The 17,873-nt window shown below is 58.4% G+C and carries 14 protein-coding genes and 1 pseudogene; 7 read left to right on the top strand and 8 right to left on the bottom strand.

The features are described from left to right. Positions 1 to 77: 77 nt before the first annotated feature. A pseudogene (locus tag A4R35_RS10695) lies at positions 78 to 605 on the bottom strand (DNA-methyltransferase); the annotation flags it as partial. A 448-nt stretch (positions 606 to 1,053) separates the two neighbouring features. On the opposite strand from A4R35_RS10695, the gene A4R35_RS10690 reads away from it, so the two are divergent. Then, entirely contained in the window at positions 1,054 to 1,281 is a 228-nt protein-coding gene (locus A4R35_RS10690; protein ID WP_112429191.1) for a hypothetical protein, read from the top strand. 123 nt (positions 1,282 to 1,404) lie between these two features. Here A4R35_RS10690 and A4R35_RS10685 read toward each other — a convergent pair whose 3' ends face one another. The 6 genes from A4R35_RS10685 to A4R35_RS25295 all read right to left on the bottom strand — a co-directional run bounded on the left by A4R35_RS10685 (position 1,405) and on the right by A4R35_RS25295 (position 7,582). Beyond that, positions 1,405 to 2,850, bottom strand: a complete 1,446-nt coding sequence (locus A4R35_RS10685; protein WP_112429189.1) for a glycosyltransferase 87 family protein — start codon at positions 2,848 to 2,850, stop codon at positions 1,405 to 1,407. 305 nt (positions 2,851 to 3,155) lie between these two features. Next, on the bottom strand, positions 3,156 to 4,106 hold the full coding sequence (locus A4R35_RS10675) for a glycine betaine ABC transporter substrate-binding protein (protein ID WP_112429185.1): 951 nt from the start codon (positions 4,104 to 4,106) through the stop codon (positions 3,156 to 3,158). A 133-nt stretch (positions 4,107 to 4,239) separates the two neighbouring features. Next, positions 4,240 to 4,917, bottom strand: coding sequence for an ABC transporter permease (locus tag A4R35_RS10670; protein ID WP_112429183.1), 678 nt, complete (start codon positions 4,915 to 4,917; stop codon positions 4,240 to 4,242). Between the two features lie 42 nt (positions 4,918 to 4,959). Beyond that, a complete protein-coding gene (locus tag A4R35_RS10665) occupies positions 4,960 to 5,619 on the bottom strand; it encodes an ABC transporter permease (RefSeq protein WP_112429181.1) in 660 nt (219 codons plus the stop codon). Between the two features lie 122 nt (positions 5,620 to 5,741). Beyond that, entirely contained in the window at positions 5,742 to 6,749 is a 1,008-nt protein-coding gene (locus A4R35_RS10660) for an ABC transporter ATP-binding protein (protein ID WP_112429179.1), read from the bottom strand. A gap of 590 nt (positions 6,750 to 7,339) precedes the next feature. Further along, complete coding sequence (locus A4R35_RS25295; protein ID WP_112429177.1) at positions 7,340 to 7,582, bottom strand: helix-turn-helix domain-containing protein; 243 nt, start codon at positions 7,580 to 7,582, stop codon at positions 7,340 to 7,342. 366 nt (positions 7,583 to 7,948) lie between these two features. On the opposite strand from A4R35_RS25295, the gene A4R35_RS10650 reads away from it, so the two are divergent. From A4R35_RS10650 to A4R35_RS10625, 6 genes are all read left to right on the top strand, one after another. Further along, positions 7,949 to 9,322, top strand: a complete 1,374-nt coding sequence (locus A4R35_RS10650) for a hypothetical protein (protein ID WP_112429174.1) — start codon at positions 7,949 to 7,951, stop codon at positions 9,320 to 9,322. A 567-nt stretch (positions 9,323 to 9,889) separates the two neighbouring features. Then, a complete protein-coding gene (locus tag A4R35_RS10645; protein WP_112429172.1) occupies positions 9,890 to 10,225 on the top strand; it encodes a tRNA-binding protein in 336 nt (111 codons plus the stop codon). A gap of 553 nt (positions 10,226 to 10,778) precedes the next feature. After that, entirely contained in the window at positions 10,779 to 12,236 is a 1,458-nt protein-coding gene (gene proS / locus A4R35_RS10640) for a proline--tRNA ligase (protein ID WP_112429170.1), read from the top strand. Positions 12,237 to 12,547: 311 nt separating this feature from the next. After that, the gene (locus A4R35_RS10635; protein WP_112429168.1) at positions 12,548 to 13,987 is read left to right on the top strand and encodes a MurT ligase domain-containing protein; all 1,440 of its coding nucleotides are present in this window, start codon (positions 12,548 to 12,550) and stop codon (positions 13,985 to 13,987) included. Between the two features lie 6 nt (positions 13,988 to 13,993). Further along, positions 13,994 to 14,833 (top strand): type 1 glutamine amidotransferase, encoded by an 840-nt coding sequence (locus tag A4R35_RS10630; RefSeq protein WP_223258292.1) that lies wholly within the window; start codon positions 13,994 to 13,996, stop codon positions 14,831 to 14,833. A gap of 274 nt (positions 14,834 to 15,107) precedes the next feature. Then, on the top strand, positions 15,108 to 15,893 hold the full coding sequence (locus A4R35_RS10625) for a phosphodiester glycosidase family protein (RefSeq protein ID WP_189361644.1): 786 nt from the start codon (positions 15,108 to 15,110) through the stop codon (positions 15,891 to 15,893). A 194-nt stretch (positions 15,894 to 16,087) separates the two neighbouring features. Here A4R35_RS10625 and A4R35_RS10620 read toward each other — a convergent pair whose 3' ends face one another. Continuing rightward, positions 16,088 to 17,872, bottom strand: a complete 1,785-nt coding sequence (locus tag A4R35_RS10620; protein WP_112429164.1) for a D-alanyl-D-alanine carboxypeptidase family protein — start codon at positions 17,870 to 17,872, stop codon at positions 16,088 to 16,090. Between the last annotated feature and the right edge of the window lies 1 nt (position 17,873).

The following is a 17,873-nucleotide window of genomic DNA, read 5'->3' as shown; positions in this document are numbered from 1 at the left end:
CGATAGTCTACATAGTAGACTCCTTCCAGGCGCGTGAGGAGATAGCTGTAAACGAGAAAATGGTTTCTTACAAGCGGTTAGAAGTATCTGATCGATTGTCTGCGCCTGGCGTTCTCCTGGTCATATAAAATCCACCTCTCTATTGGCCAGTCCTCGACAAGCTCGAGACGTTCAACTGCCCAACGACAGTACTCGACGGATATATCGCAGCCCTTCCAGCGGCGCTTGAGCTGCTCGGCGACGACAGCAGTGGTGCCGGAGCCGATGAAGGGGTCAAGGATCAGATCGCCGGGGTTGGACGAGGCAAGCACTATTTTGCGCAACAGCTCTTCAGGCTTCTGTGTTGGATGAGGAGTTTTCTCGTGCATGCCGTTACAGGTTGTGGGGATCTCCAGGACATCGCGCGGCTTGGCTCCGTGTGGATGTGGTTGCCAGAGATGCGGATGGCCTCGTCCATACTGGCTGCTTGCAGCTTGTGGGTGCTCGGGGTACTTCAGGGTGTGGTTGCCGTAGGGGATGCGTACCGCATCAATATTAAAGGTGAATTGCCGCGTCCGAGTCTCGCTCCCCTTTCTGGTCTCGCGCTCTAAAAGCCACGGGCAACCACCTCTCTCATCCCTCGGACTGGCGACGCTCTCCTGACGAGGGATCATGTGTTTAGTATAGCTATGATACCACACCCTGCCCTCTGGGACCAGTATGGTGCTGGCTTTCCCAAGGCTTCCTGATCAAAGTGCCAGGGACGAGGAGGGCTACGGGCGCATGGGGCGAACGGCAGCGCCCCGCTATCGGAGATCGCGCGATTGGCCCGCATTGATTCCTGCGAAAAGCTGTAGATTGGCTGTGGTTACGCAACCATCTTTCCTCTATGGTTGTTTCCAGGAAAGGAAGAATAACGATGGCAACATGAGCGGGCGGGATGTGGCTAGACCTGGTCGTTCATCGCATCTCTCCCCAGTCAGCAAGGCAGCTGCTAGCTACCGCTGCGCACGGTCGCCGTCGGTCCAAGTACGTTGGTTGGCACATGGCCTGTCCTCATTCAGGAGGTACCTGGTGACTGGCATACTTCTCCTCTTACTGCTGATCTTGCTCATCGCGTTGTTCGACATAGCGGCCCTCCTCTGGGGAGCGGATAGCCGCGATGGCCCTGACAGCCCCGAATGGCAGCGGCGCGGCTCCTGGTTCCTACCCATCGACCATGCGCGTCCCTCGGGCCGCAGCGCTCATGAGACCTATCTCTATCTCTATCGACGCCCACCTCATGATGAGCGAACGTCGTAACAAGAAGCTGTCCTATTCTCACAGGTAGCCGGATCTGAGAGGAAGCTGCCTGCGAAAGTCTAAAGCATCTCTGCCATCGGACGGGGCGCGGCAATGACGCAGCGCCTCCTTATCAGGCGACCTCTACTGACGGACGCGACGATACAGGCTCAGCGCTGTTGCCAGTGTCAGCCCGAGGAGCGGAGGCCAATAGACCAGCGCATAGTAGAGTGTCCAGTCGCGTTCATACATGAAAAAGTAGGCCAGCGGAGTCGTGCAAGCAAAATACCAGGCCCAGAAAGCTATTGGCCTTCTCAATCCCAGCTCGCTCTCGCTGGAGCTAAGGAGCAGCGCAGCCAGCGGGATCAGCACGGTCGTATACCAGGGGAAAATATGGGCTGACACGGCGAACAAGGCGCTGATCAGTAAGAGCGCTGCAGTCTCACCAGCGATGTGGTGCCGCCAGCGCAGCCAGAGCACTGCCAGCGCTGAACCTCCCATGATTGCCCCGATCACGGTCTCCTCCAGCCAATGCAGCAAGGCCGGATTCAGAGAGGTATGCAGGGCCAACCAGTGACTCAGTTGCTGAGGTAAGCCTGCGTTCGGGGTATAGCTACCAGCATAGCTCTCAAAAGGGCTGAGCAGCTGGCCCTGCCCTAGAATCAGATACGGCAGGTAACCGGCGACCAGGGTCACGGCCCAGACCAGCACCAGCAGCCAGTCGCGACGCCGGACAAGGGCCAGCAGCAGCAGGGCTGGATAAAGGCGTACCAGCGTTGCCATGCCCAACAGAAACCCAGTGACAGCTCGCCCGCGAGCACTGGCCTGCCCGGCGTGCCCAGCGGCCAGCAGTGTCAGGAGGGTGAGCAACACCGCTGGCGCATCGACATGGCCTTGAATAGCGAACTCCACGATCGGCAGCGGGCACCAGGCGTAGAGCACACAGAACCCTCCATCTTTTCCCCGCCGATGGAGCAGCCAGGCCAGGACTACACAGGTCAGCCAGTCACAGCCCGCGAAGATCGCCTTCAAAACCGTGAGATTGCTGGGCGCCAGCAGATAGCTGACCAGAAAGAAGAGCTGGGCACCGGGCGGATAGAGCGTTGGCACATTGCGATAGCGACTGTTGGCAAAGACAAAATCGCGCAGATGGATGAAATGGGGATCGCCAGGAGCATAAACATAGGGACTGTAGCCCAACAGCGTCACGCGCGCATCCCACAAATAGCGCCAGGCGTCTGGCGAAAGCACTGGGGGGATAGGCAGCAGCATCAGACGGAGCAGCAGGGCCCCGCCTAGGAGCAGTCCAAGCTCAACGATGCGCGTTCGACCTGAGAGCGGGGGGCTAGTCAGCACAACCAGGCAGGCCAACACATAGGGAAGAAAGGTCAGCAGCCAGTGCCAGACAAAGGCATTGATCAAAGGTGCAGGACTACTCGTCGTCGGAGGATTAATCAGCAGAGGTACCTGTAAAATAAACTGTAGAAGCAGTAGTAGAGATAACAGGGCAAGGCGCCGATTTGCAAGCGGAGGGAAGGCCGCTGGCCTGCGTGCTGCTGGCTGTTCGACCTCTCTAGCCAACCGTGCCATCGCTGTCTCCCAGTGCGATCAGTGAGAATCAAGAGCGGGGCCGTCCTGGCCAGCCTCTATAATAACACAGTGAGCGCATGGCTCCTCTGCTGGTTTTCCCCTGGCTGAGGCAGCAAGAGAGGAAAACCAGGCTGCAAGGCCGGAACGCCTCTGGCTGCGAGCGAGCGAGCGAGCCAGCCAGCCAGCCAGTCAACCAGCCACAGCTAAAAAGAGCAAGGCTGCTGCCCTGTGACGGTAAAAAGGTGGGCAGCAGCCAGTCAGCTAATGCGCAGATTGCGCGTTTGAAGCAGGTGGGCGGAGCGTAGCTAGAGCAGGCCGACGCTCTTCAGCCAGTTCGTTGCCACCTGCGTAATCGCCTGGGAGCGTGGCGTACCACTATTGACGGCCTGGGTCACCTGACGCTGCAGGTCGATGCTGACCTGGGTCGTGAGCTTCGGAGCCAGCGGATTCAGAGCTGTAGCAATAGCTGGCGCCTTCTTCAGGGTATCCTCCCGCACAATAGGGGCCGGATTGTAAATCGGGAACGCGTTCTTGTCGTCTTGCAGCAGCACAAAGCCGTTCTGGTCGATGAGGGCGCTTGTCGTATAGCAGACATTCAGCTGCGCCTGATTCTGCTTCACGGCGTTAAAGGTCAGCGCCTCATCCATCACGATCACCTTCTTGAAATGGATACCATAGATCGACTCCATCGTCTGGAGCGGCTCCTGACCATCTGTTGGGGCCGCGACGGTCAGCTGTGAAGCCAGAGCAGCTGGAAGCTGGGAGAGCTTCGTGATCTGCAAAGGTGCGGCGGCCATCTTGGGGGCGCAGATCCCATAGGTATCATTGAGCGGGGCTACATCCAGCCAGACAATCTTATACTTGCTCTCAAAGCCCTGCTTCACCAGCTCGTAGTCCTTCTGTGGATCGTGCGTCGTCTGCAGGCCCAGACGCTGCAGGCCCGTGGCCGTAAATTCAGGATAGAGGTCGATAGCACCGCTCATAATGGCATTAAAGACCACATCGTTGGTGCCAAGAGCCGGCTTTTCAATCACCTTAAAGCCGGCATGGCGCAGCAGGAGGGTGTACATCTTTGTCAGAAGCTGGGCCTCGACATCGAGCTTCCCGCCGACCGTCAGCGTGATCTGGCTATTAGGAGAGGACCCACCACCCGAGCTGGAAGAGCCACCACAGGCGGCCAGGGTCATTAAGCTGATCCCCACTACAGACAACAGGAGCAGCGCGCGCAGGCGCGCCAGCAAGGCAACAGAGCGCATAGACTCTCTCCTCATACAATCCAAATAAGACAGGCTGACTCCACTCTCAGTATAGCCATCGAGCAAGAATGAAGGATTGAATAGTGAGCGAAAGGCAGAAACAACTGACCAGACTCTCACCCCGGCTTGATCCTCAAGCCCGCGCAGCTTCACTCAAGGCTGTCTCCTGGACCCGCAGGCCGGCGGGCGTCAGGGCGCGCTGGAGCCAGCCCATCAGCAGCTCGATCAGCAGTGCCAGCAGGGCTACCGGCAGGGCCCCTGCCAGAATCTGAACGGTCTTAAACTCATAGAGGCCGTTTACAATGTACTCGCCATAGCCGCCAGCCCCAATAATCGCCGCTAATGTGGCTGTTGCCACGATCTGCACAGCCGAAGTGCGCACACCAGCGGCCACGATGGGCAACACCAGCGGCACCTGGATGCGCAGCAGGATCTGCCGCGTGTTGAGGCCCATCCCGCGTGCAGCATCGATAATCGCAGGCTCGATGCCGCGAATACCAGTATAGGTGTTGAGCAGGATTGGCGGAATCCCCAGTAGTGTCAAAGCAACGATCGTCGGCTTAAAGCCCACTCCCAGATAGGGGAGAGCGGCAGCCAGGAAAGCAATAATGGGGATAGCGCGCATCAGACCGCTGAGATTAACAGCCAGGAATGACAACAGAGGACTGCGGACCACGGCCACCCCGATGGCAATGCCGAGCACAGTCGCCAGGACCACAGAGACAGCGCAGACCTCCAGGTAAGCGACCGTATGGTCCCAAAAAGCATTGGCTGGATCAAGAATGAACTGCCACAATTGGACGAGCAACATGGGGGCCTCTCTCTCTTTTCAAGGCTTCGCCATCGGTCTGGCCTACGATGCCAGGGCCAACTGACTGCGTCCCCGCTCCAGCGTGCGCTGTAACAAGAGCAACAGGAGATCGGCCACGAGCGCAAAGAGCGCCAGGAGAATCGCCCCGCCCAGGATCGTATCGTAGTCCCCCAAGGGGATGCTCTTGAAGATCAAGTCGCCCAACCCTCCCTGGTCTACTAACGAAGCCAGTGAAGCAATGCCAATCGTCGTGACAGTGGCCACGCGAATCCCTGCTATAATCACGGGCATGGCCAGCGGCAGTGTGACACGCCAGAGAATCTGGAACCGATTCAGGCCCATTGCCCGTCCGACCTCGATCAGCAACGGATCGATGCTGCTAATAGCCGTGGAGATGTTGCGTACCAGCACCAGCTGGGCATAAAGCACCAGGGGAATGACCACCGTGGCCAGCGATAACCCGGTGACTGTGACCAGAATACCGATCAGGGCCAACCCGGGGATTGTGTAGAGCAAGCCCATCAAAGTAATGACAGGAAGACGCAGGCGGCGGTAGCGCACAATCAGGAGCGCCAGCGGAAAGGCAATGGCCAGGGCGATCAGCATGCTAATCGCCACAATCGTCAAGTGTTGTAGCAGAAGGTTAGGTATACTGCTTGGATCGGAAAGGTCATAACTTGAAGGACTGGTTAAGTAACGCATAAAGAACCCCGTAAAGGAAAAACGGTCCAGAGACCAAGAGGCAGCTAGACAACTACTGGCAGCAGATGGTCTGCCATCCTCGCTGGAGCAGCTCAGCTCCCCTTGCCCAGCTCTGCCAGGCCTTAGTGGGTTGGGCTGGCCGTCGTCTTTTCTGCCTCTGCATGCCGGGCGGTAGTGATCGCCTGATTGATAGCGCTCAGGGTAATCGTGCCGATGGGGGCCTGGCTCTGCTCATCGTAGACAATCAGAGAGTGAGCGCCAGAGGCGATCAGGCTCATCAGGGCCTCTAGCAGCGTTGCCTCTGAAGAGCAACGTGGCTGGTTCTCATACCTGCCAGCTGCCTCTGTACCTGTCAGCATCGCGCTGCTCACGGGCAGGTACTGGAGCTGACGCTGAATATTGTCGGACCCGATCAGGCGGCTCACAAACTCGTTAGCAGGCTTCAGCAGCAGATCGACCGGGGTGCCGATCTGAACAAGGCGCCCCTCGGAAAGAATCGCGATCTGGTCCCCCAGGCGGAAAGCCTCCTCCACATCGTGGGTGACGAACAGGATCGTCTTGCGCATCTCGCGCTGGATGCGCTGAAGCTCCTCCTGTAGATGGACGCGCGTAATGGCATCTAGCGCCCCGAACGGCTCGTCCATCAGGAGGATGGCCGGGTCGGCAGCCAGGGCGCGAGCCAGACCGACGCGTTGCTGCTGGCCGCCCGAGAGCTGACGGGGGTAGCGCCGGCGATATTCTGCGGGGTCCAGGCCCACCAGGGTCAGCAACTCATCGACACGACTCTCCATGCGGGCCTTAGACCAACCAGCGATTTCGGCAGTCAGGCGCACATTCTCGGCAATGGTCATGTGGGGGAAGAGGCCGACCTGCTGAATGACATAGCCAATGCGCCGGCGCAGCTGAATGGGGTTTTCCTCTAGAATAGAGTGGCCATCGATGGTGATCGTACCGCTGCTTGGCTCGATCAGGCGATTAACCATGCGCAGCAGAGTTGTTTTGCCCGAGCCGGAGGTGCCCAGCAGCATACAGATCGAGCTTTCGGCGACCTCGAAACTGACATGATCAACGGCGGGCTTGCTGGCACCGCGGTAGTACTTGCTGACCTCATGGAACGCGATTCTGGCCATGCGACACTCCTTCGCTAGAGCAATGCTTGCTGCTCTCTCCAACTGATCCCTCTGCGCAGCTCTCTCTTCACTCACGGTCTGCGTTTGTGGACAGTGACAGAGCATGACACGCTGCCGCTGTGCCAGCTGTTGCCTGGTGAGCGGACGGCTTGCTGTTGCCTCCGCTGTGGAATCAAGGGAACGGAGTCCCGTCCCTGTCCGTGCCTTTCTCTCTCGCTTGCTCGATCGGAAAAGAACCTCTTCATTATGGCATATAGCCGTCTCTTCCTGCAAGCTAGCCAGCTACAGCCTGACAGCACGCGGGCGAGCCTTCACCATACAGACACGATGCAGGCCCCATCGAGGTATAGCTGGCAATGAGAAAAAAAAGGAGAGGAGTGGAACGCTTGCCGCAGGCCAACGCTTGCTTCCACCCCTGGCGCAAGGTGGCGCCGCGTCTCGCCGATCTGCACTGCCCACCTTCAGTGCTGTCGAAAAACGTTTTGACGGAAGTGCTGAAGGTACGAGGTGCGACCAGATAGGTGGGAAAGGTTACAGGTGTGGAGGGGATTGCTCACACCCTTCGTGGCATCTTCGACGCAGGGCCTGGCTCATTCTGCGCGCCTCGCGTCCAATGGCTCATCCTCTGGGTCGGGGACTTCTTCAAACAGTGCTTCCATTGGGACGTGCAAGGCCTTGGCAACCTGAGCCAGGGTCGTGTAGGACGGTCTGTAGCTGTCTGGCTCCTTCAGCATCTTACTGATCAGTTGGTCGTGCACCCCGGACCTTCTCACCAGCCAGGACTGTGTCCGACCCTTCTGTTCCAGGACTTCCTTTACCCGTAGCCGATACATTCTCTGCCTCCTCTCACTGCCCAATACTAGGTTAATGGACGATGGGATTGAACACTAGTCCATATCCATTGTCAGATTTTATTGACAATGATCGCTTAGCCATTAATTCTTGCCATTGATTATTGCCAATGAAAGTGGGTATACTTTAGCATAGCGTAGTGTTTGTTGGGATCGTTCTAAGGAGAGCGAGGCTCTTAACATGGTAGAAGTGTATCTGTTTATTTCCTGTGTATATGGTGTTTTCTCGGCATTGTTCTGTGCTGTGTTGCTCTTGATGTCTATCAAATATGAATCTGGTTACGTAGATGCCATGAAGTGTGTTGACAGTGTAAAGCGTGATTGAGTACGTTGCGAAGGAGGAAACAGATGAATACGCCGCTTTTGCCGCTTGTGCCACCGCCCGAGGGCCTGCTCAGGCTCCCTCAAGCGCTGCTGGAGCACCTGGAACAACCGGAATGGGGTCAAGCACACCTGCGCCTCCACTTTGGAAGCGGAAAGATCTACTGGGGCGTCTCCCAAAACGAGACGGACATTGTCTATGCAGTCACGGATCTGCCCGCCTGGCTGGCGTGCACAGCGTGCTCGCAGATGCTAGAGGGGCGCGTCCTGGCGTACAAGACGAAGACGAAGACGAGCGGCAGAGGGAGAGCAAGGACGGAGCTATTCGCCAAGTGGAAAGACGGCGTCCTCTTGCTGCAAGGTCAGGCCCCGCTCCTGGTGGCTCCATCCCCGTTGCTTGCCGCCTTGCAGGAAGCAGCCGCCTTGCAAGCAGAAACCATCGAGACGGGCTATCTTCCCTGGCAGCTTTTTGAACCGCCGCGGGAGTGGCTCTACTGGCCGGGGTATGGCCTTGCCGCATTGGTACCACCTCAGCCTGACCACGAGGGAACCGGGGAAGCCCTGCTCTGTGTGGCCAGTACCAGCGTCAATACCCCCGCTCATGCTCACACTCGCACGAACACTCGCACCCCGGCGCACTCCTCTGGAAGCGGAAACGGCGCAGGCATTCAGACTGGCACATGCTTTGCGTTTGACTATCCGCCTGAGCTGGCACCGTTCTTCATGGACATGATCGTCGTGCGATTGCGAGAGGAGGAGGAGGAGGAGCAGGAACAGGAGGCACGCATCCTGGTTGTTGGCAGAAGCATCCGGGGCCGGGGCGAGGAGGCTCACAGTTACGTGCTCACGCCTGCTCGTCTGATCCCGATCCCGATCCCGATCCCGATCCCGACCTCGATCTGCTCCCAAGACGCTGTCTCTGGGGCGCTGCACGTTGCGGCTGCCATGCAAGACGTGCTTGCTCCTCTTGCTGAGGTGCAGGTCAACGCCCCGGATTTCCTGGCCGCTGGCTTTGAGGCGCTCGCGGAGCGCTTTGACTACGCCCCTGTCGATGTTTGTTTCTTCCGCCACAGCGTGCGGTTCAGGACCATCACCACAGAAGAAACAGCGCGTCTGCGTCAGTTAGACGAAGAGGAAGCGCTCTGTATTGCCACTGCCGAGGAGGGCGATCTGAGCCTTCTGCTGGAGGCGTCCACGCCGTATTTCGAAGGAAACACCCCACAAAAAAGTGGTCAGGATCAGGATAAAGTGCAAGGCGTCCTCAAAGCGAGCCAGATTGCAGCGGTCCTTGCACCATTTGCCGCGGCGCCCTTACCGATCGTCATTGGCATGGGGCGCCGCACCTTTTTTGCGCGCTCTGGCCAGCTCTTTTTCATCGTGCCACTGTGCTCGTGCTCGTAAGGTCGCCATCACGTCCAGAGCCGAAAGATGCATGAGCAAGGGGGTGCCCTCCAGAGCGCCCTCTGTTCATATTCACCTGGTCGCTTCGCATCCCCCCTACAATTTTTTGATAGAAATCTGACAACTTCCCCATACTTTCTTGAAGTTCTCGGCGTATGATCCTGGTGTAACGATAGAGGCCCTGCACAACGAAGCAGTTGCGATGCGGCTTCTCTAGCCGGCGGATTGGCACACAATTTGCACGCACATGATCTCTGTCATGAATCCAATCAAGGCGGGAGGTGAGAGCAGCGGCCTGAGCTGATCGACAGTTGTGTGTTCTGGCGTACCCATTCTGCTTGGACCATACCATCCGGAGGCACCCGGATCGCGCGAAGGATCGGCGATCCGGGTGTTTTTTTTTCTTGCTTGGGGGGACGCCGCTCAGCGCGAACGCTGCTCGGCGAACGCTGCTCGCAGACCCTGCCAGGTAGTGAAACCTTGTGCTATAATAGGCGCCATGCCAGGGCAGTATAAGGAGAAGCGGCGGACAGGGCACTAACAAGGAAGGAGGATCGTATCGTTGCTATGGCAATCATCAGCTATGAAGACTTTGAAAAAGTCGATATTCGGGTGGGCAAAATCGTGGCCGTCGAAGACTTTCCTCAAGCGCGCAAGCCCGCCTATAGGCTGACCATCGACTTCGGCCCTGAGATCGGCCTCAAACGCTCCTCCGCTCAGATCACCAACTATGCGAAGGAAGAGCTATTGGGCATGCAGGTCGTGGCCGTGGTCAACTTCCCACCCAAACAGATCGGCCCATTTCGCTCTGAGGTCCTGACCCTGGGCGTACCCGATGCCGACGGCAAAGTCATCTTGCTGACCCCCACCAGAGAGGTACCCCTTGGAGGGCGCATGTTTTAAGGAGGCGAGGCAGGTCTTCTCTCGTCTCTTCCTCTTCCGCCTCACCTGCTTGACAGCCCACAGGAAAAGGTGTATCCTGAGCGCCAGAGCAAAGCGCTGCTGCGATTAACCCAAAGATAGCATAGTGGAGTGCGGTGATCAGGACCAGTAAGCGTGGCGACCGTTCGACAGCGAGCCGGGACAGTGCAAGCCGGCGAATGTGACCGCGCTGAACCCACCTGAGAGCGTCGGCGAGGAGTCGACCGGTTCCCTCCCCGTTAGCGGAGGAGGCGATCAGAATTTGCCTGCTAGGGCAAGGTGCTGGCTGGCTACTGGCCTGCTTGCAAGAGAGGGGGTTGTCGCTGGGGCCAGGGGTTGAGTGAGACAAGTTGCTGCTGGGGATAGCTGGCTGCCTGGTCGTACGAGTGGGGCTGTCTCGCAAGAGGCTGCTCAAGTAAGGTGGTACCACGGGTCTCGGTGCTCGTCCTTCTCGAAGGGCGAGTTTTTTTATTGGCTGTTTCTCTTCCTATCCGTCTGCTGTCTGCTCTCTGCGAGAGAAAGGGTGTTCTTCAATATGGCCGAAGGAGCAAAGGAGAAATACGTCGAGGAACTTGTCGATCAGAGCGACGATTTTTCACGCTGGTATAACCAGGTAGTCCGTAAAGCTGAGCTGGCCGATTATGCGCCGGTGCGCGGCTGCATGATTATCCGCCCCTATGGCTATGCCATCTGGGAGCATATTCAGCGCCTGCTGGATGCCCGCTTTAAAGAAACAGGGGTGATGAATGCCTACTTTCCCCTGCTCATCCCGCGCAGCTTCCTGGAGCGGGAAGCCAAGCATGTGGAGGGCTTCGCTCCCGAGGTAGCCTGGGTGACCCGCGGAGGCGGCGAAGAGCTAGAGGAGCCCCTGGCTATTCGTCCCACCAGCGAGACGATCATTGGCTACAGCTTCGCCAGGTGGATTCAGAGCTATCGCGATCTGCCGCTCTTAATCAATCTCTGGAACAACGTGATGCGCTGGGAGAAGCGTACAGTACTCTTCCTGCGCACCGCCGAGTTCCTCTGGCAGGAGGGTCATACCGCCCATCGAACGCTGGAGGAGGCCGAAGAGCGCACGCGCCTGATGCTGGAAGTCTACCGCTCGTTTGTGCAAGAGGATCTGGCGATCCCTGTGCTTCACGGGCGCAAGAGCGAGAATGAGAAGTTTGCCGGGGCCTTGCGCACCTACTCGCTGGAGGCGATGATGCGCGATGGCAAAGCGCTGCAGTCGGCCACCAGCCATAATCTGGGCCACAACTTTGCGCAGGGCTTCGATATCCAGTATCTGGATTCCGATGGCCAGCGCAAGTATTGCGCAACGACGAGCTGGGGTCTGAGTACGCGCATCATTGGCGCTATCATCATGGTTCACGGCGATGAGTCGGGTTTGATTCTGCCGCCGCATGTCGCTCCCTATCAGGCCGTGGTTGTGCCGATCTGGCGCAAAGATGCCGATCAGGGGGCGATCATGGAGGCCATCGGGCGCATCGAGCGCATGCTGAAAGGCAAGGTGCGCCTCAAGGTCGATTTGAGCGATAATACACCAGGCTGGAAATTTAACGAGTGGGAGCTGCGTGGGGTGCCGGTGCGCATCGAGATTGGGCCACGCGATGTGCAGAACAATAGTGTGGTGCTGGTGCGCCGCGATAATCGCGCGAAGGAGACCGTGGCGATCGATGCACTGGAGACGCGCCTGCCAGAGCTGCTAGAGGAGGTGCAGCAGGCTCTATTCCAGCGGGCCCTGGCCTTCCGCGAGGAGCATACCTACTACGCTGAGACGTACGATGAGTTTAAGGAGATTATGAGCGAGAAGCGCGGCTTTGTGCGGGTGAAGTGGGCAGAGGATAGTGAGGCTGAGCTGGCAATCAAGGAGGAGACGAAGGCCACACTGCGTGTGATCCCCTTTGACCAGCCCGAAGGTGGGGTTCAGGGACGTTGCTTCTACACGGGAAAGCCGGCGACCTGCGAGGCCGTCTTTGCACGCTCATATTGAGCCTGGAGATCTGGGTGAGGCTGTTCTCACCCAGGCAATGAGGTGTGTCTCGGGCAATTGATCCTGGCTAAGGGGCAGTCTCCTGAGCAGTCTCGGTTAGCTCTGCTTGGGGCTGTCCCTGGCTGCCTTCGTCCAGGCAGGGACGCTGAAGCCAGGCGTCCGGCGGACCCGGCTCTTTCTCTGAAGGCAACCGACCAGGCCGGATGGAAGAAAGCTAGCAAGAAGACCTATCTGACTTGCCCGCCTGAGCCTCCTTTGTTATACTGCTCACGATGAACTATCCGCCTTGAGTGCTGGGAGGCTCTTTTCGTATGGCAGACTACTCGAAACATGGTGGCGGGGGAACCTCATGGCCGGGCCGTGCACGCCTGGCCCTGGCAATCTCCGCTGGCAAGCTGGCGGGGGCCTCGGGCCGCCTCTTTCGCATCGGCGGCGGCACAAGCCTGCCGGGCATGATTGCACGGCGCATCGATCCCAACGTGCTCCGCTCCGTCATGGCGACCACGACGGCCAAAAAAATTGTGATCACCGGCAGCAATGGCAAAACCACTACTGCGCGCATGACCGCCGCCATCGCCGATGCCAGCGGTCGGCGCGTTTCTCATAATCGCACCGGCTCGAACTTGCTGCAGGGCGTAACCTCAGTTGTCGTCAACTTCGCAGATATCTTCGGGCGACTTGATAGCGATCTCTTGCTCTTTGAGATCGATGAGGGCACAATGCCGGTGGCTATGCCCGAGATTCAGCCCGATGTGGTCGTCATTACCAATATCTTCCGCGACCAGCTGGATCGCTATGGCGAGCTATATTCAGTGGCCAAGGCTCTCGATAAGCTACTGGAGAGCCTGCCAGAGACAGCCACGATCGTGCTGAATGGCAATGATCCCCAGGTGGCTAGCTTTGGACAACAGGCGCGGGCCAGAAAGCTCTACTTCGGCCTGCGCACTACTGATGTCGGTCGCCCTGTTCCCGAGCACGCTGCCGATGTCATTCGCTGCATTCGTTGCAATGAAGACCTGGTCTACGAAGTGGCTTATCTTTCTCATCTGGGACTCTATCGTTGCCCCAACTGTGGCTATGAATTGCCGTCTCTAGATGTGGCAGCGACCTCGATCCATCTGGACCCGCGGGGGGATGGCCCCACTCAGGTGACGATGGAGACGCCGCTTGGCCAGTTGGAGCTGACGCTGCCCCTGCCTGGCGTCCATAACGTCTACAATGCTGCTGCCGCGGTCGCCGCCTCGATCGCCGCGGGCTTTGGCATCGAGAAGGTCCCGGCAGCTCTCAGTAACATCCGTACGGCTTTTGGTCGCCTAGAGAAGATCCAGGCTGGTGATCAGACCATCTATCTGGCCTTCGTCAAAAATCCCACCTCTTTTAATCTGGTGCTGCGTCTCATCGCCCAGCACCCGGGTGAGAAGCACCTGCTGCTAGTCGCCAGCAACACGGTTGTCGACGGCGAAGACTTTGCCTGGCTGTGGGACGTCGATCTGGAGGAGATCTCGCCACAAGTGGCTGATGTAATCTGCAGTGGAACCAAGGCCGAGGAGCTGGCGATGCGCCTGAAATATGCTGAAGTGCCGCTTGATCGCGTCCGTGTCATCCATGAGCGTGAGGCAGCACTTGATGCGGCCTTGCAGAACGCCGGTCCTGGCGGCACACTCTATATCATGGCCAGCTATACACCTACACAGGAGCTGCGTCGCATTATGCAGAAGCGTGGCTGGGTCAAACCCTATTGGGAGGAGTAAGCAGGCATGACAAACGAGCAGGGAAAAGATACGCGCCTGGTCTTGCGCATTGGGCACCTCTATCCGCAATTGATGAGTGTAGCCGCCGACCGCGGCAATCTCTTCGCGATCGTCAAACGCTGCAAGTGGCGTGGCATCAAGACCGCTATTGACCAGATTTTTGTCAGGCAAACGCCGGACTTCACACAGTATGATCTGATCCTCTTCCACGGAGGGGCCGATCGCGAGATGGAGGTGGCTGCGCGCGATCTGCAGGCCAAAGCGCCCTCGCTGCGTGAGGCTGCTGAGTCGAATACAGTCTTTCTGGCTGTCTGCGCTGGCTACCAGTTGCTGGGGCACTCCTACAAACCCTTCGAAGGCCCTGAGCTGAAAGGGGTGGGTATCCTTGATCTGCATACCGAGGGCGGAAGCACCCGCTTCATGACCCATATCGCCATCGAATGTGAGTTCCCTGAGTGCGGCAAGCAGGTGCTGGTCGGCTACGAAAATCATAGCGGGCGGACCTATCTGGGACCGGGGGCTCAGCCGTTGGGACGGGTTTTGGCTGGCTGGGGCAATAATGGCAAGGATGGCTATGAAGGAGCGGTCTATAAAAATGTCTTTGGGACTTATTTGCATGGGCCTGTGCTGCCAAAGAATCCCTGGTTCACCGATCTGCTGATTACGCGCGCGCTGGCACGCCGCTATGGGCAGGTTGAGCTGCCGCCTCTAGATGACTCGACAGAGCAGGAGGCCCACGCAGCAGCCTTCAAGCTGGCGATGGCCTTCAAAGGGACGGTCTCGGCTATTGATGCCACTCCCTGGCGCGAACGCCTCTCGCCTGGCTCCGCCTCGCGCTCCCTCTAGCTCTCTGCACGTTGGGGCTCGCGCGCGGGCCGGCTGCCAGGCTTTTTGAGGGGCCGAGTCTGGAACTGGCGTTACGATCGGCTGGCTGTCTTTCCTCGCCCTCCGATCCTGACGAGTGCTACATCAGCTTGAATGCATGAGGGAAGAGTAGGCTCTTACGTTATAATTGTGGCAGGAAGGGACTGTTGTCATGCCCTGGATGAGAGGGAGAGAAAAAGGCAGAAAAGGATTCTCCTGTCTCTTACTCTGTTTGCTGCTTCTGAGCACGTGGCTCATGACAGCTTGTCAGGAGCCGATCAATATCAGCATTACCGGATCAGGCACGCCTTCCCCTACCGTGTTTACCTCCTCTGATGGCACCAGCCGCCCATTAGATCGCTGGCTGATGCTCACGATGGGCGTCGAGCTACGTTATGAGCATTGGAAGGGGCCAAGTGGCAATGAGGACACCATCATGATCACCCGCTTCGATCCGCGACGGATCGCTTTGCGGGTGCTCTACAGCCCCTCTACGCCGCACTTCATTAGTGACTGGCTCAAACAGGAGAAAGGGGCGCTGGCAGTAATCAATGGCGGCTACTTCAACGATCAGGGTGAGGCCACCGGTCTGGTCGTCTCCGACGGCCAGGTCTACGGCAGCTCCTACAGCGGTTTCGGCGGTATGCTCTACGTCGATAGCCAGGGGGCCATCCATCTGCGCTCTCTGAGCCAGTACCCATACAGTCCCGGAGAGCAACTCCAGCAGGCCACCCAATCTTCCCCCATGCTTGTCCTGCCTGGAGGCAAGCGCACCCAGTTTGACGCCGACGCCTCGAGCAACCGGCGTACGGTTGTGGCTTTTGATAAAGAGGGGCGCCTTCTCTTCATTATCAGTCCCGATGCGGCCTTTTCGCTGGACGAGTTCGACGATTTACTGCTGGCCTCTGACCTGAATATTGATGTCGCTCTCAACCTTGACGGCGGCTCCTCGACGGGGATGTACCTGAATGCCGGTGGCCAGCGCTTCGGTGTGGATTCCCTGACGCCGGTGCCGATTGCCATCGTGCTGCAGCCCCGTTAGCGCCCGCTCTGGACCCTGGTCTGGCAGCGGATGCCGCTGTTTCGCTCCTGGGCGCTGTGGCATGGCGATCAAGCACAAAAGCAAGCTGGCCCCGGCCAGCAGCGGTGCTGGTCAGTCCCCACTTCCCCTTGGAAAGTCCGGGTCCCCAGCCAGGGCAGGGGCTGCGCCGAGGGCGGGCCTGGTGACTGGGTGGGCTAGAGACGTTTACACTGCTTACCGGCCAGATCGCACTGGATGGTAGCTTTCTGGAAACGCTGACTGACCAGATTCCCTTGACTGTAGTTGGGCATGCCGATTGGAAAGCCAAATTTATCCAGGCCGCCGTTCTTATCGAAAAAGTTTAAAATAGGAGGTGAGACGCTGTAGCCTGTATAGATGTAGTAGCGACCGTGATTAGCCGTTGGCAGCGTGTTGGTCTTTTTATCACGTACAAAGTAGCCCCAGTCATAGTCATAGGGAATGGGGTGCTGCAGATCGACATCGTAGGGTGAGGTCCACTGGAAATCGTCAAAGCCCCAGTTCATCAAATCGCGCATATCCGTCCACCAGTCTTTCGTGTTCATCGTTACTCCAATCAGGTGGCGGTTATTGCGTGTGCAAGAAACCACCTGTACAAAGTCTGTGTTTCCGTCCCAGCCTGGCTTACCGCCGTCAGCGCCAGGGTACCACCAGAGAAACTGGTTCCCATTGACCAGGTAGTGCTCGGCATGCTGGGCTGTCTTGGGAATATGGTAGATGCGTGTGTTCGCGATCTGGTGGAGGATTGGGTTGCTCATGGTATAGCGACCGAGCACTGCCAGGTCGTGGGCGCTAGAGTAATGGCCAGTGGCGAGCAGGCCGCTGGGGTTCATATAGTGAGTATCGTACATGCCCAGTTCGCGAGCGCGCTGATTCATCATGTCCACGAAGTGTTGATAGGAGCCACCCACCGCGTCAGCGATCGCCACTGCGGCGTCGTTGCCGGAGGGCAGGAGGAGTCCGTAGAGCAAGTCTCGCAGCGTATAGGTCTCGCCCTTCTTCAGCCCGAAGAGGCTGCTGTCCGGGGAGATATGCTGTTGAATATCGCGATCGAGGGCGCTCGTGATCGTCACCTGCTGATTGAGGTTCCCGTGTTCCACGGCCAGCAGGGCTGTCATCAGCTTGGTTGTGCTGAGCATCGGCAGGTGCATGAAGGGGTTGTAGGCGTAGAGCGTCGCCCCTGTGTCCATATCCATGAGATAAGCTGCTGTTGCTAGCACTGGTGGAGGTGGATGGTCGGTATCGTTGGGAATGATCACCAGCTGGTGTGGATTAGTGGGGGCCTGATTAAGTGGTGTGGCTGCCGCTGTGGCTGTGTTCGGTTGCACACTGAGACCCATTGGTCTGGGCGTCCCTAACCAGCTGATGAGTAGCGGAATAAGGGAAACGAGTACTACCAGCAGAGCGGCACATAGCAAAAGCAGGGTCTTGTTATGGCTCAGATCGTGCAAACGGCGAAGCAAACCTGGAGGAGGAGGGGCAGCCGAGCGAGCGGGCTGTGGTGGGGGAGAGACCGCGCGCATTCTGCCAGTACTGGCTGTAGAAGATGGAGGACGGCGCTGCTGGCTTGAGGCTGTCGACACGTCGTCGTCGAAAGTTGGCCAGTCAGAGACGCTGCGGTGGCTTCGGCTTGTGCTCTGGGTCGGTTGCCATGTAGGGCGTGTCTCCGGGCCTTGCTGCCTGTCCAGGCTGGGACCTGAGCGGAAAGCGCTGCCGGGTCCTGGAGCGGCAGGGCCTGCCTGGCCGGCGCCCCGGCTGGCCCGTAGCGAGGCCCGGCGCTTCGGGATGGGGACACTCGTCCAGCGTGGGGTGCTGATCGTTGATGATGGCTCAGAGTCATCGAGAGGTGGCAGCCGATGCGATCTCTGGGCCCGTTGTCTGGCGTACTGAGGAGCCTGCTGCGGAGAAGAGGCAGGCGGATAAGCGCGCTGCTCGTCGTCATTAAGCGGCGTGCGTTGCATC

The organism is Thermogemmatispora tikiterensis (genome assembly GCF_003268475.1).
GTDB lineage: Bacteria > Chloroflexota > Ktedonobacteria > Ktedonobacterales > Ktedonobacteraceae > Thermogemmatispora > Thermogemmatispora tikiterensis.
The sequence above is the reverse complement of the archived record's forward strand: the minus strand, read 5'-3'. Positions and strand labels throughout refer to the sequence as shown.